Raw genomic sequence first — 23,218 nt, 5'->3', positions numbered from 1 at the left:
CGCCCGGATAGCGATTCAAGAAAACGGCGGCGGTTTGTACGGGATTGAAGAAGCCGTGGTGGCGATCACGATTCTGGCTAAACAATAAATTAAGGATAAAAAATGAGCTACGTATTCAGAACCGAAGAACAACAAAGTGCAGTCGATGGATTGCGACGCTATCTGGACGATAAAGCAGATCCACTATTCAACAAAGAGTATCGCGACAAGTTTGTGCCGAAAGAAAAAATGGGCGAACTCATGCGTGAGTTATCCCAGTTTGGCTTGATCTCCGGCGTCGTCAGCGAGGCCGATGGCGGTCTGGGTCTGGATTGGCTGACCATGATCATGCTGTTCGAAGAAGTGGCGACCACTTCCATCGATCTGTCGGTCCCGGTCCTGATCAATTCCTTCTGCGCCCAGATGATCGCCAAGCTGGCACCGCCGCATTTGCGTGAACGCTATCTGCCGGGCCTGATCAACGGCGAGTTATTTTGCAGCGCTGCCATCTCGGAGCCGGATGTCGGCTCCAACGTGCTGGAGATCAAAACCCGTGCACGGCGCGATGGCGATGACTTCATCATCAACGGTGAAAAAACCTGGATTAGCAACGGCGCGTATTCCGATATCCTGATTTGTACTTGCCGCACCGGCGACGATCCACGCCGTGGCCTGACGCACTTTTTGCTGGACCGAAAAGAGCATCCTTACGAAGTCCGTGATATCCACAAAATCGCCTGGAACAGTCAATCGACAGCGCAAATTTTTCTCACCGATGTGCGCGTACCGGCGTCGAATATGCTCGGCAATGAAGGCGAGGCGTTAAAAAATACGCTGTCCATGTTTGAGCGCTCGCGTGTGTTTGTCGCCGCGCAAGGTCTGGGTATTGCCCGCCGCGCCTTGGAAGAAGCGGTGCGTTACGCCAAAGAACGCAAGCAGCACGGCAAGCTGATCGCCGGTCACCAATTGATCTCTGCAATGCTGGCTGAAATGGCGACCAACGTGGACGCAGCCCGTCTGCTCACGCAACGTGCGGCGTCCATGATCGAAGCGGGCATACCGGCGGAGATGGAAGCGGCGATGGCGAAATATTTTGCCTGCGAAGCAGCGGTCACGATTGCACGGCAAGCGGTGCAGATTCACGGTGGCAACGGCGTGACCAAGGACTTTTTGGTAGAAAAACTAGCACGTGAAGCGATCATCGTGCCGATTCCGGAAGGCACGACACAAATACAGCAGTTGATCATCGGACGGGCGCTGACCGGCGTGAACGCGTTCTGATTAAGGTTGATTTAAAAACCAAGGACATATTGACATTTTCGACCAAAAAACCCGTTCGTACTGAGTAGCCCGCCAGGGCGTATCGAAGTCGTTGCATGCGTCGGCGCATCTTCCGATCGTCCTGAGTAGCGCAGCGTATCGAAGGATACGGCACTACGTGCCTACTCAGTCCGAACGGACTTTATAAGATTATTTAGGAAAATTATGCGTATTCAAGACAAAGTTATTGTCATCACCGGCGGCGCGTCAGGTCTCGGACTGGCGACCGCCCACTATCTGGTGCAGGAAAAAAATGCACGCGTAGCGATTGTCGATGTGAACGTTGACGCTGGCGAAAAAGCCGTCGCCGAGATTGGCGCTGACCGCGCCATGTTCGTGCAAGCCGACGTCAGCAACGAAGAGTCGATTCAGCAAGCGGTCAATGCTGTCATGGCACGCTTTGGTGCGATCCATGTCTGTATCAACGGCGCGGCGATACCGAACGGCTTTAAGATTCTGGGCAAAGAAGGCAAGGCTGCGCCGCTGGCGCGTTTTGCGCAAATCACGGCGGTCAATCTCAATGGCGTCTTTAACGTCATGTCCAAATGCGCCGAGCAGATGGCAAAAAACGAAGCCGAAGCGGGAGAAGAACGCGGCGTGGTCATCAACGTCTCGTCCGGCGCAGCCTACGAAGGCCAGATCGGACAGAGCGCCTACGCCGCCACCAAAGCGGCGATTATCGGCATGAATATTCCCGCTGCCCGTGAACTTGGTTCTATCGGCGTGCGCGTCAACGCGATTGCCCCCGGATTATTTTTGACCACGATGGTGGCCGGTCTGGATGAAAAAATTCTCGGCGCGTTGAAAGAACAAATGGAAGCGCCTAAGCGTCTGGGCGACATGCGCGAGTTTGCGCATTGCTGTGCGTTCATCATTGAGAATGCTTACATCAATGGCGAAACCATACGGCTGGATGCAGCGTCGCGTATGCGGGCGAAATAATTCAAAGAAAATTAGCGTAGGTTGACATTTAATTTTAATAAACCCCGTTCGTACTGAGTAGCCCGCAAGGGCGTATCGAAGTAGTTGCATACGTTGGTGCATCTTCGATACGGCACTGTGTGCCTACTCAGTCCGAACGGACTTATATGTCAACACGCTATAAAGAAAAATAGTTTTTGTGTAGTTTCGAACTAACACTAAAAAACGAACACCGGAGGAGATAAAAAATGCGATTAGCGGATTATTTCGACGCAGTAGCTGCGCTGCGTCCGGAGAACCTAGCCTTTGTCGATGGCGCAACCCGCGTCACCTACGGCGAAGCCCAACAATATGTGCATGCAGTAGCACACGGTTTGACCCGTGCACGGCAAGCCGGAGCAGGCACGCATGTGGCGATCTACGCGCCCAACGATTATCGGGTCAGCTTGCTGCATCTGGGAATCAACTTGTCGGACATGGCCTGGCTGTCGGTGCATATCCGCAACACGATAGAAACCAATGCCGAGGTATTGGAATACTTCGATACCGATATCGTATTTTTCCATAGTTATTTTGAGAGCAGTATGCCGGTGTTGAAGGCAACGCTGACGAAAGCGAAGTTGTACATCTGCATTGATCGCGCCTCCGAGCATGGCCAGTCTATGGACGACTGGCTCAAGGATTGCCAGCAACCTTTCCGCAATCAACCGGAAGACCCTAACGCACGCGCCTTTTTGCAGCCGACAGGCGGCACAACAGGGCCGTCCAAAGGTGCGGTGCACACGCATCGCACGCTGGAATTTATGGGCATCGGTCTGGCTAACGGGTTTAATGTGACGGCCGAATCGCGCCATTTATGTATCGCTCCCCTGACCCACGCCGCCGGTTTGCTGGCGCTGGGATTTACGATCAAGGGCGGCGTCAATGTGATCATGCCCGGCTTTGATCCTGAAGTCGTCCTGGCGCTGATCGAAAAAGAAAAAATCACCCATCTTTACCTGCCGCCGACGGCGATCTACGGTTTGCTGGCGCATCCAAAAACCAAGCAGACTGATTTTTCATCGCTGAAGGCTTTTATCGTCGGCGCAGCGCCGATTGCGCCGGAAAAATTCAAGGAAGCGGTACGGGTGTTCGGGCCGATTATGTATGAGGGATTTGGGCAGACCGAGACCTTGATTCCTATCCTGATTAAAGGGCCATCCGACTATCTCAAGAGCGATGGCAGCTTTGATGAAGAAGTCGTCAGAGCCGCAGGCAGAGCGGTTGACGTGGCCCGTCTGGCGATCATGGACCCCGACGGCAATTTGTTGCCAGCAGGCCAGCGTGGCGAGATTGTGGTGCGCTCATCGATGGTCATGCAGAGCTATTACAAAAAGCCCGAAGACACCGCGGCGGTATCGACCTTTGGCTGGCATCACACCAGCGACGTCGGGATTCAGGATGCACGCGGCTATGTCACGATCGTGGACCGAATCAAGGATATGATCGTCACCGGCGGCTTCAATGTGTTTCCGGTGGAGATTGAAAAAGTGATTCAGGGTCACGCTGCGGTGCTCGATTGCATCGTGGTCGGCGTGCCGGATGAGAAATGGGGCGAGGCGATTAAAGCCGTGATCCAGCTCAAGTCCGGCCAGACGCTTACCGAAGAAGACATCATGGCCTTGTGCAAAGAACAGTTGGGCAGTACCAAGACGCCGAAAAGCGTGGAGTTCTGGACGGAACTGCCGCGCAGTGCGGTGGGCAAGCTGCTCAAAAAAGATGTACGGGCGAAATTTTGGGGCGATCAGTGGCGCTCAGTTTGATAAAGGGATATCAACATGAACGACACCATTGAGAATCTGCATGCCGTCCTGGAGCGGCAGCGCAGCGCTTGCCTCGCCACCCCGTTTCCCGAACTGGCGCAACGCAGACGCGATCTGAAAGCCGTGCGTGAAGCTTTGCAGCGCTATCAGGATCAACTCTCAACGGCGATGAGCGACGATTTCGGTCGGCGCTCGGAGTTCGAATGCAAAATGCTCGACGTGATGTTTCCGGCCCTGCAGATTGACCATGCGCTGTCCCATCTGAAACGCTGGATGAAGCCGCAAGGTCGCCGCACCGACTGGATGTTCCTTACCAATCGCGCCAAGGTGGTGTATCAGCCCAAAGGCGTGGTCGGTGTGATTGCGGCGTGGAATTTTCCGATCGTCGAAGCGGTCGGCCCGATGATTACGGCGCTGGCGGCAGGCAATCGGGTGATGATCAAAATGTCTGAATTTTCGCCACGCAGTACGGCGGTGTTGCGCCGCATGCTGGCGGAGATTTTTTCAGAAGATCAGGTGGCGATTTTTGGTGGCGGCATCGATATCGCGCAAGCCTTTGCCAGTTTGCCGCTCGATCACATTGTCTTTACCGGCTCACCCGCTGTGGGCAAAGAGGTCATGCGCGCAGCCGCCGCTAATCTGACACCGGTGACCCTGGAGTTGGGCGGCAAATCTCCCGCAATTGTGTCGCGCTCAGCCTCCATCGTTGCTGCCGCCGAATCGATCGCGCACGGCAAGGCGTTTAACGCCGGTCAGGCCTGTGTCGCGCCTGACTACGCGTTGGTGCCGAGTGACCGGGTCGATGCCTTTGTTGCCGCTGCCGTGGCGGCGTTTCAACGGATGGTCCCGGACCCGGTGGGCGAAGCGAATTACACCAGCATTGCCTCAGACCGCCATGCCGACCGGGCGCGTGCATTGCTGGCCGACGCCGTAGCCAAAGGCGCGAAAGTGTTCTCTTGCGGCCCCGGTGACGGTAACCGCATCATTGCCATGCAAGTGGTCACCGGCGTGACGGCGGACATGCGCATCATGCAGGAAGAGCTGTTTAACCCTATCCTGCCGGTACTCGCCTGTGCATCGATGGAGCAGGCGATTGGCTACATCACCGCCCGGCCCCGTCCGCTGGCGTTGTATTACTTCGGTACCAATAAGGATGAACAGACATTGTTGGTGCGCGATGTGCACGCTGGCGGGATGACGATTAATGATTGGGCGTGGCATGTGTTTCAGGGCGATTTGCCGTTTGGCGGAATTGGCAATTCGGGGATGGGAAGCTGGCGCGGACCGGAAGGATTTCGCACTTTGTCGCATGGCAAATCGGTACTGAGCGTGCATCGCTGGTTTCCGGTGCATCTGTTTCGTCCGCCGTATGGGACGCGGATACAGCGCTTGATATCGCATATCTTTTTGGGGAAGGCGGACCCGTTGTTACCGGGACGCAGGGTTGACTGAAGCAGATTAATTGAAGCAGATTGATGAGGGCGTGTTGACATTTGAATCCATACCCCCGTTCGGACTGAGTAGGCACGCAGTGCCGTATCGAAGATCCGCCAAAGCATGCAACTACTTCGATACGCCCTATGGGCTACTCAGTACGAACGGATTTTTTAAACTTCAAATGCCAACACACCCGAATACAGTCTGACCATAAAAAATAAAGGAGACAGATATGAAAGTCGTGGGCATATTACAGCCGGGTCAGGCCAGCATGGCGGACGGTTATCAGGGTTCCAAGGCCTACGCCTGGACCGTATTCGGATTAACGTTTGGCTTGATGTTGTCGGACTATCTGTCACGTCAGGCGATGGGCGCGGTGTTCCCTTTGCTGAAAATTGAATGGGGCGTCTCGGACTCGCAACTTGGTGGTTTGGTCAGCATCGTCTCGCTGGTGGTCGGCATCATGACCGTTCCGTTGTCGCTAATTGCCGACCGTTGGGGCCGCGTTAAAAGCATCACGCTGATGGCCTTTGTCTGGTGTTTTGCGACCATTGCCTGCGGGTTTGCCACCAACTACAACCAAATGCTGATGGCCCGTGCGATGGTTGGCTTGGGCGAGGCGGCCTATGCCGGAGCGGGGGCGGCACTGTTGGCGCATACCTTTCCGATAGGAAGGCGCTCGGCGGTGCTGGGGGCGTTTCAGTCGGCTGGCATCTTCGGCTCAGTCCTTGGCGTCGTCATCGGTGGCGCTGTGGCGACGCAATTTGGCTGGCGCTATGCGTTCTTTGCGGTCGGCGTGCCGGGCTTGTTGTTAGCCGCGCTGTATCCCTTTTTTGTGCGCGATTACCAGACCCCACAAGCCCCGGCCGAGCATGCTGCCGTCCCCAAACTACGCTTTTTGACTATCGTTAAACAGGTATTTGCCGCCCGTTCGGGCAACTTTACTTTTCTCGCTTTCGGCCTGCAGATGGGGATTCCCGGCATCCTGATCGCCTGGACCCCGACTTACTTTAATCGCGTCTATGGATTCGATCCCAAAAAGGCCGCGCTGATGGCGGCGGCGGTCGTCCTTGCTGCAGGCATCGGAATGTTGTTTGGCGGCGGTATCGCTGATCGGCTCAGCAAAGGACGTCCACAGTTTCGCGCCGTGGTCCCCGCAGCTTACGCGCTGCTCTCGGGCCTGATGCTGATGGCCGCCTTTACGCTACCGCCTGGCGCGCTTGGTCTGGCGCTGCTCTTGGGCGGTGCCTTGTTCGCTGCCGGTCACGGCGGTTGCGCGGTGGCGATGGTCATTGATGTCACCCATCCGTCGGTGCACGCGACGGTCACGGCAACGGCGGTGTTGGGGGCGAGTTTGCTTGGGCTGGCACCGGGTCCGTATCTGGTGGGCATCTTGTCAGAAATGACCAATCTCAACACTGCACTTAGCTTTGCACCCTGCGTCTCCATCGTTGCGGCGATTCTGTTTATGCTGGCGTCACGCTCGTATAAAGAGGATGTGGCCCGATACCACAACAAGTAAGTGCCTCACGCAATAAGTTCCATCACTTCATCGGCTGAGCGCCCCTCACCCAACAAACGCGCCATGATGTTCATGGCCGGGGTGATGTGGTGGAAATAATGCTTATAGCCAGCACACAGATAATTCAGCCCCGGTTCGCCATCGGCGGTGTTGATAAACCGATTCTTCGGACATTCACCGTGGCAGGCGAAACGAAATTCGCAACGGATGCAATCACCCGGCAGCGTGGTTTCTTTGGCCGCACCAAACGCTTGCTGCGCGGGTGAATCCATCATCGTCACCAGATCGTCGGTCTCCAGATTGCCCAGGCGATATTCGGGATACATGAAATGGTCGCAGGAATACACGCTGCCTTCATGCTCGACTATCGCGGCCTTACCGCAACGCGGGCTAAAAATACACGCGCCGGGGGCCAGCTGACACCATGACGCCAGTGCCCATTCAAAATTCATGACGTGTACGCTGCCGACATCCTGACGCACCCATTCGTCGAATATCGTGCTGAGAAATGTACCGTAGGCCAGTGCGCCGACGGTGTGTGAAGTGACTGTTGGGGCGGCTTCCATACGGCGTGCTACCGGCTTCATCGCACTCCCTGACGCAGGGGGCACAGCAAAGTGCAATCCAATCACCGTTTCTTTAGGCTGTGCCTCACGCTCTACCACCGGATTGAACTGCATAAAATTGGCACCCAATTCTTTGAGATGGCGATAAATCTGCAGCGGATGATCCACATTGGCGGCAGAAACCGTCACCAGCACATTAAAGTCCACCCCATAGCGCCCCAACACCGCCAGCCCGCGCACCGTATCGGCATAACTTGAACGCCCTTTTTTATCAGGCCGCGCCACATCATTCAAAGCAGGCGGCCCGTCCAGACTGACGCCGACCAGAAAACCTTCACGTTTCAGAAAAGCGCCCCATGTATCATCGAGCAAAGTCCCGTTGGTCTGCAAAGTATTACGGATCGTCTTGCCCTGCGCATACTGACGCTGCAACACAACGGCGCGTTCAAAGAACGCTACCCCCATCAAGGTCGGCTCACCCCCTTGCCAGGTAAATTCCACCTCCGGCGCAGCTTGCGCGGCGATATAACTTTGCACATAGGACTCCAGCAACTCGTCCGACATCCGAAACCGCTGGCGAGGCGGAAACATACTTTCTTTTTCCAGATAAAAACAATAGCCGCAATCAAGATTGCAAAGCGGCCCGATCGGCTTGGCCATCAGATGGATGCCTGTTAGCGATGTGGAGGGATTGGGGGTCATGGTTTGGGGGATGACAGAGTTGTTATGGGTGGATTGGATGCTTGCACGGGGTGGCCGGGGGTTACATCGCCGTTGCTGTTATTACGGTATAGGGGGAAGGGATTGTTGACAGGTCATTGGGATCAAGATGGTGGTCGGGATGGACCTTTTTCGGGACTTTGACCAGATTGCAAGTCTTGAGGAGAAAAGGATTTCTTGTCGGAAACGCGTGCGTCCTTCATGCGATGCACGGGGTTGTTGAGATTGGACAGACTTGCTGAGGAACTTGTTTGACGGGCTGGAGTGTAGCGGTTGAGGTCAGTTCATTTGTAGTAGCCACTGCCAGCAGTTGGCCGAAACGCGACAATGCATGGAAGTAGCGGCTGACCGCACCCAGTCTGAAGCAGTCAGTTATCAGGGAAACTTGTCCGAACGCTATTGGTCGACTGCGGTCAACCAAATAATTTAGAAAAACCAAACAAAAAAATGTTTTGGTTAATCTTATCGTTGATAATTGTCGTCATGAACGATACTCTAAACCGCCCCCCACTTCCTGATCGGCTCTCAATCGATCCTCGTAGCCCGTACCATATTGCGGCCATATTTGAACATGATGTCGGTATTAAACTGAACGATAAAGAGCACTTCGATGTTGAGGAATATTGCATCAGCGAGGGATGGATTAAAGTCCCCGCCGGAAAGGCGCTAGATCGGAAGGGCAACCCCTTAATAACGAAAATAAAAGGCATGGTTGAACCTTTCTACCGATAGATGCTGTTCTTTGATCAGCATGTCTTAACTTTTTTGATTGGCTGCAAGGACGTATGCGCTAACGTTTTTTGATAGCGATTACACGTGCGCTGTTATCCGAAACCCATCAGCAATCGAAAAGTGGCGACTGAGCGCAACCAGTCTTATCCATTTGATGCAATTACAAATATAAGGCTGGCAAAGTTGAAAACAGCCTGACGCAAGCCCCCTACCCTTTATCACTTTCTTATTAGGACTTACGCAAAATCGTTCCAGCAAGGCAGACTGACGAAGACAGTACGCTAGTACGGCCAGGCGGGCGTAACGCCGCTGGGGCGATTTTGCGTAAGTCCTACTTATTTCCAAAACCCCTCATGCGGTCTGGCAGCCTCATCTTCCAACACCGGCCCCACCACTTCAACCAGACGCTGACCACGCGCAAACACTTCTCGGCACGGCAAAGAAAACGTCGGATTTTCAGGATGATCCCCGGTCAGTCCCAGCAAAGTATGCTCGGATAATGCATACACGACCCGGCCAATACCGGTCCAGTAGATCGCACCGGCACACATACAGCATGGCTCGGCACTGGTATAGAGCGTACTTCTGGCAAGCTGCTCCGGACTCAACTTCTGAGCGGCGCGCGCGGCGGCGATCAATTCGGCGTGCTGAGTGGGATCACCCTCGGGCGGCATAGAGTTGTTGCCGGCAGTGACGACGACATTACCGTCCTCGTCGGCGACCAGCGCCGCGAAAGGGTGGCGGCCGCGTTGCTTTGACTCTTCGGATAAGGCGATTGACTGGCGTAATAGCGCCACGTCGCGGGTGGAGAGATTGGGGGGTTGGATGTTAGTGTCGGTGTTCATTGTATTGTTCTCCCTATTGGCAACACATTATCAACTAGCAAGGTCAACATACAGGGATCGAATTACAAATAATCGATTTTTATCCATTGGGAACGTATGAGAGTTTTATGATGACCTCAAACGCTATTTGAAATCGGAGAGATAACCCTATGAGCATCATGACAGCAGAAGAACTTTTTGATGATCTTAAAACCATGCCAGAGAACGAGCGCGTTCGCTTTTTTCGCTACTGAGCACCAGCGCATTTGGCAATGAAAATACCAGCCATAAGCAACTATTCGAACACCTGACCAACGCAGAATTTACCGCTCAGGAAGCAGCCGAATATTTAGATGTTTCCATCTCAACATTCCGACGCTATGTGCAGGATGGCAGGATTAAACCAAGCAGCGAACTGGGCCGCAATCAATTATTTGATACGCGCCAACTGAAGGTGTTTAAACGTGCCCTCAAAAACATCAAACCAGACGTAAAACCGACGGCAGAACAAAGCAAGCCAGACCGAATCGTCAAACATTAGCAGACTTCCCACTTGCGCATGGTCGACACACCCGTATTCAACACCGCAGCAAGCACCGATTGACGCAACTACAAGGGATCGCGTAGTACACGATTTTTTTCACTGCGGAACTCCGGTATCGGATCAAGACACAGCAAATCAAACTTGTGCATCTTGCGTTTGTCGATAAACCCAAGTCGGTGCAGGTCGTTTGCCGTTTCATGCACCGCTTCGAAAATACGGCTATTGGTTTTAAGTTTTTTGTTCATTGCCAATTACCTGTCACACACCATCGTGAGCTAATACCGTTCAGTTAAGAAACCGTTCAGACTGAGTAGCGAAGCGTATCGAAGGCGTACCTGCCAGCGCTGACTTCGATACGCCCGATGGGCTACTCAGCCCGAACGGTTATCCAGATTAACTGAACAGCATTACCATCGTGAGTCGCTTTATCGAGGTCGCTCTAATAAAACTATCCCTCATCCCGATATGTCCCCGCCCCATGCGGCGCAGCCCTGAACTCTGCCAGCAACTCCACCTCCGATGAAAACTTGCCCAGCAGCGGATAGCGTGCAGCATCAACCACATCAGGAATCATCATCTGCGTAAAGTGCCACGCCACCGCTGTTGTCACACCAGCCTGATTGATGGTGTTGCTGCTCACCCCAAGTGGCCTTCGGGCAAGTTCCGACTCAAGCGCGTCATAGGCCGCGATCAGTTGGCCGGTCACGCGTAAGACCCAGGGTTGGTGCATTTTCTCGGCAGGTCGCAAGTTGCGTTCGTAGACGATCTGCACGCTCTTTTCACACGCCGCCAGCGCCAGCCCGACTACCCGCAGCGCATGTTGACGCTCAACGATATCAACGGGCATGAGGCTCTTGCCTGAGGCGGCGAGCGCCTCGGCGTAGTCAAGAATCAATGTTGAATCCATGAGTACATCGCCATCGTCGCAGACCAGAGACGGTGCTTTAACGACCGGATTAATTGCCTGAAACTGCGCGTAGGTGCTGAAGACCGATAGAGAAAGATGCTCGAAGCGCACATTCAACAATTGCAGCGAGATCGCGACGCGGCGCACGTAAGGTGAGTCGAGCATACCGATGAGTTGCATGGGGTTTTCCTTTGGGACTGACGATTTGCAGGGGCGGTATCGCCTCTGCATTAATTAATAATGTCAATTACACAACATGCAATATTAACTACCAACAACTTCCCATGCTTACCGGATGGTCAGCCCAGACCATTCTCACTGTCATCATGCCGCCAACCAGGAACCTTCACATCGTATTTGGTTGCCTTACCGACTCCGCGTACAACTAAGGCGTCCTTCTGCAACAAGTCCGTCAAATCTCGGGTCGCGGTCGCCTTAGATGCTCCGGTTATTTTGCAATACTTCTCTGCCGTCAAACTACCCAAAAATCCTCCGTCACCAGCATCGAGCAACTTTTGCAGCACCTTGCGCTGGCGCTCATTGAATGCATGCCCGGCGTGCGTGGCCCAGTAAGCAGCCTTCTCAAGAGCCAGATCGATGAGTACTTCTGATTTCATGCATGCAGCAGCGAACTGTATAGCGAACCAATTGATCCATTGCGTGATGTCAAGATCGCCCGTTTGCGCGGCATTGAGCGCGTCGTAATATGCGGTGCGATTTTCCTGTAATTGACGCGACATGCTATAGATGCGAACCGCCGACCGTGCATCTTGCGCGATCGCCATGTCGAGTATGGCCCGACCGATGCGACCGTTTCCATCCTCGAAAGGGTGGACGGTCTCAAACCACAGGTGAGCGATCGCCGCGCGCACAATACCGTCGGTTGCACTTGGCTGGTTAAACCACGCCAGGAACCGCGCCATTTCTTCCTGCACGTGCGCGGAATCCGGTGCACGGTAATGCTCAACCTCCTTGCCCGGTCGTCCACTGACAATAAGCATGGGATCGGTGAAAGTGCGAAACTTTCCAACCTCAATACGTTGTATCCCTGATGTACCGCCGGGAAATAGCGCCGATTGCCACCTGAACAGTCGATTGGCATCCAATGGTGTCGAAAAATGTTGGATCGCATCATGCATGACATCGACCAAACCATCGACGTGGCGTGGCGATGACCCGGCATCGGCAATACCCAGTTTGCGCATCACGGAAGAGCGTACCTGGTCGAAGTCGAGTGTCTGACCTTCGATGGCAGCGGTCGCCACAATTTCCTGGATCCAGATAGCATTGACCACGCGGGTCAGGGCTTCCGTTGTCATCCCGACTACTTGTGCCTTCCCCAGTACCCGGCCCTGCTGGAGACGTGCTTGCGCGAGCGATGCTTCGATTATCTGGCTGTCGTACTCCCACGCAGGCCACGCAGGGCGCTGCCAGATATAGGAGCGTTTTTGAGGTGTATTTTTTGACATTTCAAATCATTCTATGAGCCGTATTTTGATTATATACGGCTCACGCGTACTCGTCAGCTACAGTCATGACACATATAAATAATAAAAAACCACCAACCAACTAAATTAACCCAGCCAATTTGCCCTACCATTTGCCAATGACCGATCCCCTCCCAAAACCACGCAAACCCGTCACCTTTACCCCACGCTGCCTGTCCATCGACCTCGAAGTCGGCGTCAAAGATGCGCAGATACACAGTTTCGCGGCAGTCCACGGAGAAACCGACGCAACCCTGGTATTTACCAAAGGCGAGCTTGGCGCGGCGCTCATCAAATTGGACGAGCTGGCCCGCAGCACTTCTTTTCTGCTCGGGCATAACCTGATCGATTTTGACCTTCCGCATCTGGCGGTGGCCAGGCCCGATCTGCGTTTGCTCGCACTGCCAGCGGTCGATACCCTGCGCTTAAATCCGCTGGCGTTTCCGCGCAATCCTTATCACCATCTGGTCAAACACTACCAAGACGGACGCCTCCAGCGCGGCAACCTGAATGACCCGGAGCTGGATGCGCGGCTCACGCTGGGGGTGTTTCGTGACCAGTTGCAGGCATTTCAGGCGATGCAGGAACAAGCGCCCGATTTATTGCTGGCCTGGCATCGTCTGACGACGTCCGACACCGTGACATCCGGCCTCAATTCCTTATTTATGACAGTACGCCGGGCAGCGCGACCATCGCAAACGGCGGCTTGTGCAGCGATCATGCGACTACTATCGGGGCAGGCTTGCCTGATGCATGCAGAGACGATCTTCAGGGACGCGCCCGATGATAGTTGGGCCTTGGCCTATGCGCTGTCATGGCTGTCGGTGGCCGGAGGAAACTCCGTCATGCCGCCGTGGGTGCGCCATCAATTTCCCAAGGCTGGCGAACTGGTCAAGTTGTTGCGGGATACCGCTTGTGGCGAGCCGAGCTGCGCGTGGTGTAGCGAGCGGCATGATGCGCAGAAGGAATTGCAACGCTGGTTCGGTTTTCCCGCATTTCGACCAGAACCCGCCGATGCGCAAGGGCATCCGGTGCAGCAAGCGATTGTTGAGGCGGCCTTAAAGGGCCAGCATGTACTCGGCATCCTCCCGACCGGCACGGGTAAATCCTTGTGTTATCAGGTTCCGGCGTTGTCGCGCTATGACAAAACCGGCGCATTAACGATTGTGATTTCACCGCTGGTGGCGCTGATGTCGGATCAGGTAACCGGTCTGGAGGCGCGTGGGATTGCCTGCTGCGCGGCCATCAATGGGTTGCTGTCTATGCCGGAGCGCGCTGACGTTCTTGATCGGGTCCGGCTAGGCGATATTGGCATTTTGATCGTGTCACCGGAACAGCTACGTAATCGTGCGTTGCGAAAAGTGTTGGCGCAACGGGAGATCGGCGCATGGGTATTAGATGAGGCGCACTGCATCTCTAAATGGGGCCATGATTTTCGGCCTGACTATCGGTATGTCGGACGGTTTATCAAAGAAAACGCCGGGGCCGCTGCCATCCCTCCGATACTGTGCCTGACCGCGACCGCAAAACCGGATGTGATCGCTGACATGGTCGGCTACTTTCGCGACAAAGTCGGGATTGCACTGACGCCACTGAACGGCGGCGCACGCCGCACCAACCTCACCTTTTCCGTGGCCGCCACCACCCCGGCTGAAAAGCTCACCCATATCTACCAATTGCTGATGTCGGATTTACCGCCCGACGCCGAGGGCGGTGCGATTGTGTATTGCGCCTCGCGCAAACAAACCGAAGAGATCACCGAGTACTTGCGCGAGAAAAATGTAGAGGCCGGATATTTTCATGCGGGGTGTGCGCCCGACGCTAAAAAAAGTACCCAGCAGAAATTCATCAGTGGCGAGTTGCGCGTCATTGTTGCCACCAATGCTTTTGGAATGGGTATCGACAAGCCCGACGTCAGGCTGGTGATTCATGCCGACATTCCCGGCTCGATTGAAAACTATATGCAAGAGGCCGGTCGCGCAGGCCGGGATCGGGCTTGCGCACGCTGTGTTCTGCTGTACACGGCAGAAGATGTAGAAAGACAGTTCAGCATGTCGGCGCGCTCTCGCCTGACACAACGAGAAATTCAGGCCGTCTTAAAAGCGCTCAAAAACCTTAACCGAAAAAAACATCTGGAAGGTGAAATCATCGCCACCGCTGGCGAGATTCTGGCCGAAGATATCGATGCCCATTTTGCGCGTGACTCGGCCACCGACGACACCCGTGTGCGCACCGGTATTTCATGGCTGGAAGAAGCCGCCCTGCTCACACGGGAAGAAAACCGCGTGCACATTTTTCCATCATCCTTGCGCGTCGGATCGGTAGCAGAAGCGAAAATAAAACTCGCCAAAACATCCCTGTTTGAAGACTATCGCCGCCAGTTGTTGGCCTTAGTCGATGCGCTGATTTCGGCAGATGCGGATGACGGTATTTCCACCGATGAATTGATGGGCGTATCCGGACTGTCCGCTGACAAGGTCCGTGCGGCCCTCTACGATCTTGAAAAACTCGGGCTCGCCAGCAACGACACCACCTTAACCGCTTTTATCCATACCGGGGTTGAGCGGGCATCTTTAAAGCGTCAGGAAGAAGCCGCCGCATTAGAAACTGCATTGATCGATGCGCTACGACTGGCCGCGCCCGACCTTGCCAAAGGCGACACCACCTTGCTACATTTACGCCATGCAACGCAAGCCCTCAAAGACGCCGGACACGCCACCGCGCTACCAGAAAAATTAGCCCGCATTGCCCGCAGCCTTGCCAGCGATGGCCGTAGCGAAGAAGGCGGCACCGGCAGTATCCGACTACGCCGACTCGATGCAGAAACCCTTCAGGTGACGCTGCAAAGAGAATGGAGCGCACTGGCAAAAACGGCACAGTTACGGCGTAATGCAGCAGCATTAGTCGTTGATCATCTGCTGACGACCTTACCTGCCGGGTCACGCGGCACCGATTTGTTAGCCGTGACGACGCTGGGAAAACTGCATGCTGTGATTGAAGCGGACCTGCTCCTCAAGAACGAAGTAAAAGATACGGCCAAACTATTAGACCGCGCATTGCTGTGGTTGCACGAACAGGAAATCATTCGACTCAACAAGGGATTAGCGATATTCCGGCCAGCCATGACGATCCGTCTGGGAGTCGACAAACGCAACTTTGTGAAAGCTGATTTCGCCCCCTTAAAACTACATTACGACGAACAGATTGTGCAGATTCACGTCATGGCCGAATACGTCGCCCGCGGCTTGCAGACCATCGCCCATGCCATACAACTGGCCATGGATTATTTCAGCCTGGAGCGCGACGACTTCATGCAACGCTGGTTACCGGCGCGCGAAAAAGAACTGGCACGACAAACCACGCCCGGCTCATGGCGCCGCATTGTTGAAGACCTCAACAATCCCCATCAACAAAAAATCGTCACCGATGATCGGGAACAAACCAATGTGCTGGTACTAGCAGGCCCCGGCTCCGGCAAGACCCGTGTGCTAGTCCATCGCATCGCGTATCTGGTGCGTGTCAAACGCGAAAACCCGCGCAGCATTCTGGCGCTGGCCTACAACCGCCACGCCGCAGTAGAAATTCGCACACGTCTGACGGCCCTGATCGGCGATGACGCCAAACGGGTCGTAGTACTGACCTGCCATGCGTTCGCCATGCGCTTGGCTGGCGCAAGTTTTTCCAGTCGCGCTTTTCAGGATGAAAACGCATTTAAAGAAGTCCTGCGGCAAGCCATCGCGCTACTCAAGGGTGACGGTTTGCCGCCCGATGAAGCAGACGAACAGCGCGATCAATTGCTGGCTGCATTTCGCTGGATTCTGGTGGACGAATATCAAGACATCGGCCCGGACCAGTACGAATTGATTTCGGCGCTGGCGGGCCGCACGCGCTCAGAAGAAGATGGCCGACTCAGCCTGTTCGCCGTTGGTGACGATGATCAGAATATTTATGCATTCGACGGCGCATCCGTAGAGTTCATTCGCCGCTTTGAATCAGACTACGCTGCCAAGCCGATATTTTTGATCGAAAACTACCGCTCAACGCAGCATATTATTGCCGCCGCCAACAGCATCATCGCCCCCGCCCGCCATCGCATGAAAATTGACAATCCCGTGGCGATCAATCGCGCGCGACTTAAATCTGCATCTGGCGGGGAATGGGACGCAATCGATCCGGTCGCACACGGCAGGATACAAATACTGGCAAAAATCGATTGCGCCATCGCGCAGGCCGAGTCGGTAATGGCCGAATTAACCCGTCTCTCCGCGTTAGATCCGCACTGGGATTGGTGCCGTGTCGCCGTCATTGCGCGTGAATGGGAGTTTCTCAACCCGGTACGCTGCTATTGCGAACTACAGGGCATTCCCGTACAGATCGCCAATGAAGAAGCATCCCAACTCTGGCGTATGCGTGAGACTCAGGCGTTGGTGCAATGGCTGCAGGCACAGGAACATAAGCAAGAAAATAAGCACATCGATATAGCCCAAATCAAGGGCTGGTTAGCCCAACAACCGAGCGGCCCTTGGTGGACCTTGCTGCGCGATGCGATCGAAGAATATGTCGCAGAAACAACCGGCGCTACCGACGCCGAATGGCCCGTCGCACATTTCATCGAATGGCTGGCCGAATGGACCCGCGAGGCGCGGCGGCGGCAAACCGGATGCCTGCTATTGACCGCGCATCGCGCCAAAGGATTGGAATTCGATCATGTGGCGATTCTGGACGGCAACTGGGATCGGCTCGGACGCAATGAAGACACCGATGCACCGCGTCGCTTGTTTTACGTCGCCATGACCCGCGCCAAAAAAACCCTCACGCTGGCGCATTGGGCACCGAAAAATGTCTTGCTGGAGACGTTGCATGGATCGGTTAATACGCTGCATCGTCCACCGATAGTGCTGCCAGAACGCGGCCCGGAAATGCAGCGCCGTTATCAGCGCCTCACGCTCAAAGATGTGGACTTAGGATTTGCCGGACGATGCCCCAGCCACGACCCCGCCCATCTCGCCATTGCTGCGCTCTGCGTTGGCGACCCGCTTACCTTAAGAGCGGGCGCGAAGAAATGGGAGCTGGCCGATACATCAGGCATCACCGTCGGGACCCTTGCGCAAGCCTATACCCCACCGCCGGGCATGCGCTGTATCGCTGGACGCGTGAGTGCAATCATCGTCCGGCGGCGTGATGATGCGGAACCGGAATATCGTGGTTTTGCCCGTTGCGAGCGCTGGGAAGTGGTGTTGCCGGAACTGGTTTTTGAGCCGGAGAGTTGAATATATTTGAAACCCACTTTTCATGCATCACCTGTGTGGCTGCGATTACCGATCCTCCGAAGATATTTGACTATGCTTTTCCCAGAATTCTTTCCATCTGATCGCGCTGAGAATCAGTATGCGCAATAATTGCGGGTGCCAGAATCTCATAACCGGCGTTTATAAATTCGATGGCTTTATTACTCGGCGGTGAATTTGATCTGACTCTGAGTCACCGCGCTACGAATTGATTACCGAAATCATCAAACTCGCTTCGTGTTATTTCGGAAACCTCGTTTTCAGTGAGCGATGGCCCGCCACAGACCGAATCGAGCTCATCGTCTCCAGTCAACTTACGAGCGATCGACAAGATCAATTGGCGTGCAAGTAGCTCGCTATCGACCGTATCAATTCGGGCCATTTTGTCGAATTTCGATAAGTCGCCGGTGCTAAATGAACCGCAACGAATTACTCCGAGGGCATTAGTTTTCACATCGAAGTCAGCGTCGTGTATTAGCTTATTAATATCCACATGCAAATCCGATAAATTTTTATGGCTTTAAAATTATTAACATAATAGCAATTGATTAACTACTGCAATAGAATATTTTTGGGCATCGGCTTACATGTCGCCCAGCATCTACCCAACACCCTTCCAATCCATGCTAAATTTACCCCATGAAATTAAAAACTATGGGGTAAATAATGAAGTCCCTGCTATACCGAGAACATGAATTAGCCTTCCGCACCCAGTACGCCGAGCTCAAGGAGCGTACATTGGGGGCCGGAGCCTTATTACCGGGTACGCCGGGTTCACTGGCATTGCGCTCGGGGACAGGTTATTCGTATTGGTATCGCGTCTTTTACCCGGTCCCCGGGAAACAGTGGGAAGACCTTATCTGTAAAGACGGAGATGACGCGGGGCTTGAGGACATGCGTGAGCGTATGGCGTTTAGCGAATGGGGTGCGGTACAGGTGTCTTCGTTGCGCAAACTGGGGTTTCAGGTTGCCGACAAGTCGGTAGCCCGCGTACTCGTCGAGTTACACAACCGACAAGCCTTTGAAGCGGGTCTGGTAATGGTGGGGACTCTCGGCTATATGGCCCTGCTCAATGAACTGGGCGTCATTGCCATCACAGCACGGACGATGGATGTCGATCTGGCCCGTCGACAACAGCTCAGGCTAGGTGCACCATTGCCGTTTTTAGCCACTATGCAAGCGACCGGATTGCCTTTTGTGGCTGTGCCGGGTTTGCCATCGACGGCACCATCGACATCCGTAAAACTCCCGGGCGTCCAAGGCTTGCGGGTTGACATGCTGGCTCCCGGCAAAGTCGCTGGTGCCACGGTGAGTATGCCTGAGCTTGAGTGGTCGGCGCAGACGGTGCCTTTTTACGATTATCTGCTGGACTCTCCGGAACCGGGCGCGATGCTAGCGGGAGGGCATTGCATTCCGATTCGCCTGCCTCAGGCCGCCAGATTTGTCTGGCACAAACTTTATTCGAGCACGCAAAGGCGTGGTTTTCCAGAGAAGGCTGCGAAGGACGTGCAACAAGCCCTGGTTCTTGCTGCAGTACTTGCCGATACCGATTCTTTTGCCCTCAGGCTTGCCTTCAACAATGCACCCGTTTTGATGACTGCCGCCATCAAACCCTTGCTCAATATTCTGGTGGACCAAGTATCTGACTACCCGGCACTGAAGGGGACGTTGCATGAATGTCTGGGCGGCTAATTGACGTCAGCGGACCATCAAACACGATCCACATGCTCCTCCGTCAATACCGCCCGTGTAAGTTCAATCTCATCAAACCCCCGCCACCGATACAGCGCCGCAGACATCACTCAACTCAAAACAAACAACCCGACGATAAAATACTGAACTTCCCCTGAAATTTAATCTTCCATCGGTGACGTAAAATTACCGTTACTTTGAAAAGACAGAAAATGATGAAGAATATCCATAACTCATCAAAAGTCATCAAAAGTCATCATCACGTTATTTAAAGTCTCCTAAGCGCAGTACTGTCTTTGATTCAAGAAATGCAGAAAGAGCACCAACAGAATCAAACTCTTCCAGAATTTCTGTTTTTTCGTTGCCTGAACTTTGGGTGGAGATACTCAAGACATATATACGACCGGTTTCCTTAATGACCGCACTAATTTTTCGACCATCGTTCGCGGTTAAGGCAGTGGCAGATAACGTCTTTTCAGAACTCAACTGCTTCTGGGCTTCGTTCTGAACTCTCTTTATTTTCGAGCGCATCTGTTGCACCCCCCGCCAACCGTACAAAGCTAGACATGCAGACACAACATATGCCCATCCAGGAGCGGCTTTTCTACCACTCCCAATCTCGGTGAGCATAGCGTATTTAATTAAATCAAAAATATAGTCCATGCGATATAAGCGTTGCTCTTATTAAAAATCAAGTTCGGTTTATGTTGCAATACTATTTAACTCCCTAGTTTAAATTCATCGATAAAAATACTGTGTTGTTAATGAGTGCCACGCTAGCACTTACTTCAAAAGTGGCGTTGCATTTAATCAAATACCGATGATGACTCAAAAATTTTTAAAAATTAATAACAAGTAAATTCCCCAATTGAATATAGAAATTCCGACTCTTCCGACTTGATTCTCTCCGTTGTTCCAACTAAATGGACCATACATATCCTTGTTATAAAACAGAGCGTATGTAATCCAAATTGGCCCAAGAAAACAAAATCCTACCCATAAAGCTGCGTTCAAATTTTGTGTAAAATATAAAAATATAGTTCGAATAATGGCACCAAAAATAAGCATCCAAAGAAAATTTCTTTTGTTTTTTGGAGTTAATATTTTCATTTCTCACTTCCTGCTAATTCTTCTTTAGTACGTTTAACTAATGCATCCCAGCCTCCCGCTAAATCAATGATCGCGGTAATACGAACCGCTGCAGCTACAGGTAATCCACCCGCCGTATTGCCTGCTAACGCAGTTCCAAGCAGACCGCCCGTCATCGCTGCACTCCATTGCTGAATCGCATTACATTCGGAGGGGCTGAGTTCGGTGTGTTGCTGCAAATAGGCGGCCACCAGCGTGCCGATGGCCTCGGTGGCTCCCGCGACAGTACCGGTGATTAAACCGTTTGCGCCTCCCATTTGTCCTTGCAAAAATCCGACTATCGCATGCAAGGCGATCTTTTCTTTACCACCTTCTTTCAAGTCCATTTTTTGCCCGATGAGGCCAATTGCCTGATTACCCACGTCGCCAATCAGCCCTGCAAGTTCTTGCTGTTTCTTGATCTTTTCCGGGTCGAAGATTTGCGCGATTGACCGTTGGCGTTGGCGGTGTAGTGGTTACTACCAGCATGTCAGCGTCGGTCATTTTTTGTAGAGATTTTCCTAAATTAATACATTGTCATAAAAAATTTTTGAAGTAATATTTTTTACTGAGTGATGGACTTTTCTCTCTCAGCCCACATTTTCGGTGTGGCACCAAAGCATGCATATACAAAAAAAATCGTGCTCACCGATTCCTTCTGAAATGGCTGAATTATCCTTGAAAAACGATCTAAATCTGCCACCGTTGAAACCTTACTGTATTGTTCGCTCTCCCCATCATCATCCAAGAATTGACGAATCCCTTTACTTCCCATTTTTAATTCTCGACATGATATTCCCCATGTCCACAGCTCCATTTTCCCGTGGTATTCATTAGCTGATTCGTCAGATACTATCTTTGTATTAATTAGCGTCCACTTCCCATCGAAATCAATAAAATCAGTATCTAAATATTCATCATATGGCCCCCGATCAGATTGACTAATTTTAGGGTCACTAACTCGCTGTAGGTGCACCCAGTTTTCAGCTTCAGCAGCCCGCGATATACCAAAAAATAACACTATAAAAGCGATTTTCTTGAACTAAATACCAATAGAACTCGTTTTTATTTTCATACGAAAATTACCTCCTATACATAAAATTGCATGGTCTTTGTTACCTTTGTTGGTGAGTTCGAACGCAAAACTGTTCTAGTCGCCGTCGAAGGAAAAGGTGATGTTTTTGTCGTACGAAAAATATTGCATATCACCTAACAGGATGCCAACGGGTAAACTCGTTTGTTGCAACATCATAGGCATACCAGCGCTCGATATCTCTGTCGTTTACCACATAAAATCCCAATTGATTATTTTCATAATAAACCGAAGAAAAATAGCCAAACGGACTGATTAAACGTATGCGCTCTGAGCCATCTTGATTAAAAATGATAGCGTTGTTATTTCGAGTAAAGTCATAATCAATTTCAACCAACACTACCCCCGAATGATCGGGTAGAGGACTAGCTGAAATTGTAGGTGTCCAATCTTTTTTAGGAAATCCTTCAAACTTTACTATCCACGTACCATCAGTTTGCCAACGACAACCGATAGCAGAAGCAGACAATAGATTACTGGCTCTAGGTGTTTCACGAAAAAATGGATTATTTATTTCGTCATAAGCACCACCAATTAGTATTAGCTGAAAATTTGTAATCATTTTAGTAAGCTCGGGCTGCCTAGCGGTTTTAAATAATTTGTACGTTGATCAGCGGGGACCAAAAATTCAACTTGGCTTCCTCCCCCTGCATACGTAATGCCTTTATACGTTTGATCCCCCACAATACCTACACGTGTTGGTAATGATTTTACGACCTCTACTTCCATTATGTATAAACCTGTACCGCCGTTTGGTAGAGGTATATCTGGTTTAAATTGCGGCGTAATTGCATAAGTAGTCCTTGCATAAGTAGTCCTTGCATCAAGGGAACTAATAATCGGCTGCGGCGATCCCCAAACCGCCACTCTTCCGTCTTTATCAACAATCATATACAAACGTGTACCAGGCTTATAAGTCGTGTCAATAACTTTAGTACCGACTTTATAGGGAGCTACATTGCTATATTCGCCATGTAGCAAATTAATTTCACTTGCATTTTGAGTGCGTCCATTATTAAAAGAAAACCGGTCTACAGGTCGATGCCCAACCATTTCTCCATCAACCCCTGCATTACTAATTGGCGTCGTATCTTTGTTGGCAGCAATCTTCTTACCCGCAGCCCCCGTCTGCACCACCGGCATCCGCCCAGCCACTTTCCCCGCGGCAATCGTCAACACCCCCACCGCCAAATCCGGCAACGTATTTGCTTTGCTCTGATCAAGATAGTCACCGACCTTTTGATACAGGAGGGGTG

Annotated in this window: 21 protein-coding genes; 9 read left to right on the top strand and 12 right to left on the bottom strand. The window is 52.6% G+C overall.

The genetic code is table 11. From position 1 onward, the window contains the following. Window positions 1–102 precede the first annotated feature (102 nt). From ACVBEF_RS14770 to ACVBEF_RS14750, 5 genes are all read left to right on the top strand, one after another. Window positions 103–1,260 (top strand): acyl-CoA dehydrogenase family protein, encoded by a 1,158-nt coding sequence (locus ACVBEF_RS14770; protein WP_447124703.1) that lies wholly within the window; start codon window positions 103–105, stop codon window positions 1,258–1,260. Between the two features lie 204 nt (window positions 1,261–1,464). Continuing rightward, window positions 1,465–2,241, top strand: coding sequence for an SDR family NAD(P)-dependent oxidoreductase (locus tag ACVBEF_RS14765; RefSeq protein ID WP_447124702.1), 777 nt, complete (start codon window positions 1,465–1,467; stop codon window positions 2,239–2,241). Between the two features lie 227 nt (window positions 2,242–2,468). Further along, a complete protein-coding gene (locus ACVBEF_RS14760) occupies window positions 2,469–4,022 on the top strand; it encodes a class I adenylate-forming enzyme family protein (RefSeq protein WP_447124701.1) in 1,554 nt (517 codons plus the stop codon). 15 nt (window positions 4,023–4,037) lie between these two features. After that, window positions 4,038–5,474 carry a coniferyl aldehyde dehydrogenase gene (locus tag ACVBEF_RS14755; RefSeq protein WP_447124700.1) on the top strand — a complete coding sequence of 479 codons (1,437 nt, stop codon included), beginning with the start codon at window positions 4,038–4,040 and terminating at the stop codon, window positions 5,472–5,474. 217 nt (window positions 5,475–5,691) lie between these two features. Next, window positions 5,692–6,981 (top strand): MFS transporter, encoded by a 1,290-nt coding sequence (locus ACVBEF_RS14750; RefSeq protein ID WP_447124699.1) that lies wholly within the window; start codon window positions 5,692–5,694, stop codon window positions 6,979–6,981. 5 nt (window positions 6,982–6,986) lie between these two features. Here the strand turns inward: ACVBEF_RS14750 and ACVBEF_RS14745 are convergent, their stop codons facing one another. Further along, window positions 6,987–8,249 carry an anaerobic sulfatase maturase gene (locus ACVBEF_RS14745; protein WP_447124698.1) on the bottom strand — a complete coding sequence of 421 codons (1,263 nt, stop codon included), beginning with the start codon at window positions 8,247–8,249 and terminating at the stop codon, window positions 6,987–6,989. Window positions 8,250–8,750: 501 nt separating this feature from the next. Between ACVBEF_RS14745 and ACVBEF_RS14740 the strand changes: the two genes are divergently transcribed. Further along, window positions 8,751–8,999 carry a DUF3297 family protein gene (locus tag ACVBEF_RS14740; protein WP_447124697.1) on the top strand — a complete coding sequence of 83 codons (249 nt, stop codon included), beginning with the start codon at window positions 8,751–8,753 and terminating at the stop codon, window positions 8,997–8,999. A 335-nt stretch (window positions 9,000–9,334) separates the two neighbouring features. Here the strand turns inward: ACVBEF_RS14740 and ACVBEF_RS14735 are convergent, their stop codons facing one another. Then, window positions 9,335–9,844 (bottom strand): nucleoside deaminase, encoded by a 510-nt coding sequence (locus ACVBEF_RS14735; protein ID WP_447124696.1) that lies wholly within the window; start codon window positions 9,842–9,844, stop codon window positions 9,335–9,337. 361 nt (window positions 9,845–10,205) lie between these two features. On the opposite strand from ACVBEF_RS14735, the gene ACVBEF_RS14730 reads away from it, so the two are divergent. Continuing rightward, window positions 10,206–10,364 (top strand): hypothetical protein, encoded by a 159-nt coding sequence (locus ACVBEF_RS14730; RefSeq protein ID WP_447124695.1) that lies wholly within the window; start codon window positions 10,206–10,208, stop codon window positions 10,362–10,364. A gap of 68 nt (window positions 10,365–10,432) precedes the next feature. On the opposite strand, the gene ACVBEF_RS14725 is transcribed toward ACVBEF_RS14730, so the two are convergent. From ACVBEF_RS14725 to ACVBEF_RS14715, 3 genes are all read right to left on the bottom strand, one after another. Then, window positions 10,433–10,612: a hypothetical protein gene (locus ACVBEF_RS14725; RefSeq protein ID WP_447124694.1), complete on the bottom strand. Its 180-nt coding sequence runs from the start codon at window positions 10,610–10,612 to the stop codon at window positions 10,433–10,435. 203 nt (window positions 10,613–10,815) lie between these two features. Next, window positions 10,816–11,454, bottom strand: a complete 639-nt coding sequence (locus ACVBEF_RS14720) for a glutathione S-transferase (protein ID WP_447124693.1) — start codon at window positions 11,452–11,454, stop codon at window positions 10,816–10,818. 119 nt (window positions 11,455–11,573) lie between these two features. Then, the gene (locus tag ACVBEF_RS14715; protein WP_447124692.1) at window positions 11,574–12,743 is read right to left on the bottom strand and encodes a Fic family protein; all 1,170 of its coding nucleotides are present in this window, start codon (window positions 12,741–12,743) and stop codon (window positions 11,574–11,576) included. Between the two features lie 137 nt (window positions 12,744–12,880). Here ACVBEF_RS14715 and ACVBEF_RS14710 point away from each other — a divergent pair, with 137 nt between their 5' ends. Next, a complete protein-coding gene (locus ACVBEF_RS14710; protein WP_447124691.1) occupies window positions 12,881–18,031 on the top strand; it encodes a RecQ family ATP-dependent DNA helicase in 5,151 nt (1,716 codons plus the stop codon). 211 nt (window positions 18,032–18,242) lie between these two features. On the opposite strand, the gene ACVBEF_RS14705 is transcribed toward ACVBEF_RS14710, so the two are convergent. After that, the gene (locus ACVBEF_RS14705) at window positions 18,243–18,431 is read right to left on the bottom strand and encodes a hypothetical protein (RefSeq protein WP_447124690.1); all 189 of its coding nucleotides are present in this window, start codon (window positions 18,429–18,431) and stop codon (window positions 18,243–18,245) included. Between the two features lie 284 nt (window positions 18,432–18,715). On the opposite strand from ACVBEF_RS14705, the gene ACVBEF_RS14700 reads away from it, so the two are divergent. Beyond that, window positions 18,716–19,741: a GSU2403 family nucleotidyltransferase fold protein gene (locus ACVBEF_RS14700; protein ID WP_447124689.1), complete on the top strand. Its 1,026-nt coding sequence runs from the start codon at window positions 18,716–18,718 to the stop codon at window positions 19,739–19,741. Window positions 19,742–20,005: 264 nt separating this feature from the next. Here the strand turns inward: ACVBEF_RS14700 and ACVBEF_RS14695 are convergent, their stop codons facing one another. From ACVBEF_RS14695 to ACVBEF_RS14670, 6 genes are all read right to left on the bottom strand, one after another. Beyond that, window positions 20,006–20,404 (bottom strand): hypothetical protein, encoded by a 399-nt coding sequence (locus ACVBEF_RS14695; RefSeq protein WP_447124688.1) that lies wholly within the window; start codon window positions 20,402–20,404, stop codon window positions 20,006–20,008. A 165-nt stretch (window positions 20,405–20,569) separates the two neighbouring features. After that, a complete protein-coding gene (locus ACVBEF_RS14690) occupies window positions 20,570–20,851 on the bottom strand; it encodes a hypothetical protein (RefSeq protein WP_447124687.1) in 282 nt (93 codons plus the stop codon). Continuing rightward, window positions 20,848–21,216, bottom strand: coding sequence for a hypothetical protein (locus ACVBEF_RS14685; RefSeq protein ID WP_447124686.1), 369 nt, complete (start codon window positions 21,214–21,216; stop codon window positions 20,848–20,850). The genes ACVBEF_RS14690 and ACVBEF_RS14685 overlap by 4 nt, the downstream gene beginning before the upstream one ends. A 218-nt stretch (window positions 21,217–21,434) precedes the next feature. Beyond that, window positions 21,435–21,890, bottom strand: a complete 456-nt coding sequence (locus ACVBEF_RS14680) for a hypothetical protein (RefSeq protein WP_447124685.1) — start codon at window positions 21,888–21,890, stop codon at window positions 21,435–21,437. A 184-nt stretch (window positions 21,891–22,074) separates the two neighbouring features. Further along, window positions 22,075–22,524 carry a hypothetical protein gene (locus ACVBEF_RS14675; RefSeq protein WP_447124684.1) on the bottom strand — a complete coding sequence of 150 codons (450 nt, stop codon included), beginning with the start codon at window positions 22,522–22,524 and terminating at the stop codon, window positions 22,075–22,077. Then, window positions 22,521–23,218, bottom strand: a 698-nt coding sequence (locus ACVBEF_RS14670; protein ID WP_447124683.1) for a hypothetical protein, incomplete at its 5' end; no start/stop codon positions are given. The genes ACVBEF_RS14675 and ACVBEF_RS14670, both read right to left, overlap by 4 nt.

Source organism: Glaciimonas sp. GG7 (assembly GCF_052976905.1).
This window is presented reverse-complemented; position numbering and strand designations above follow the sequence as displayed.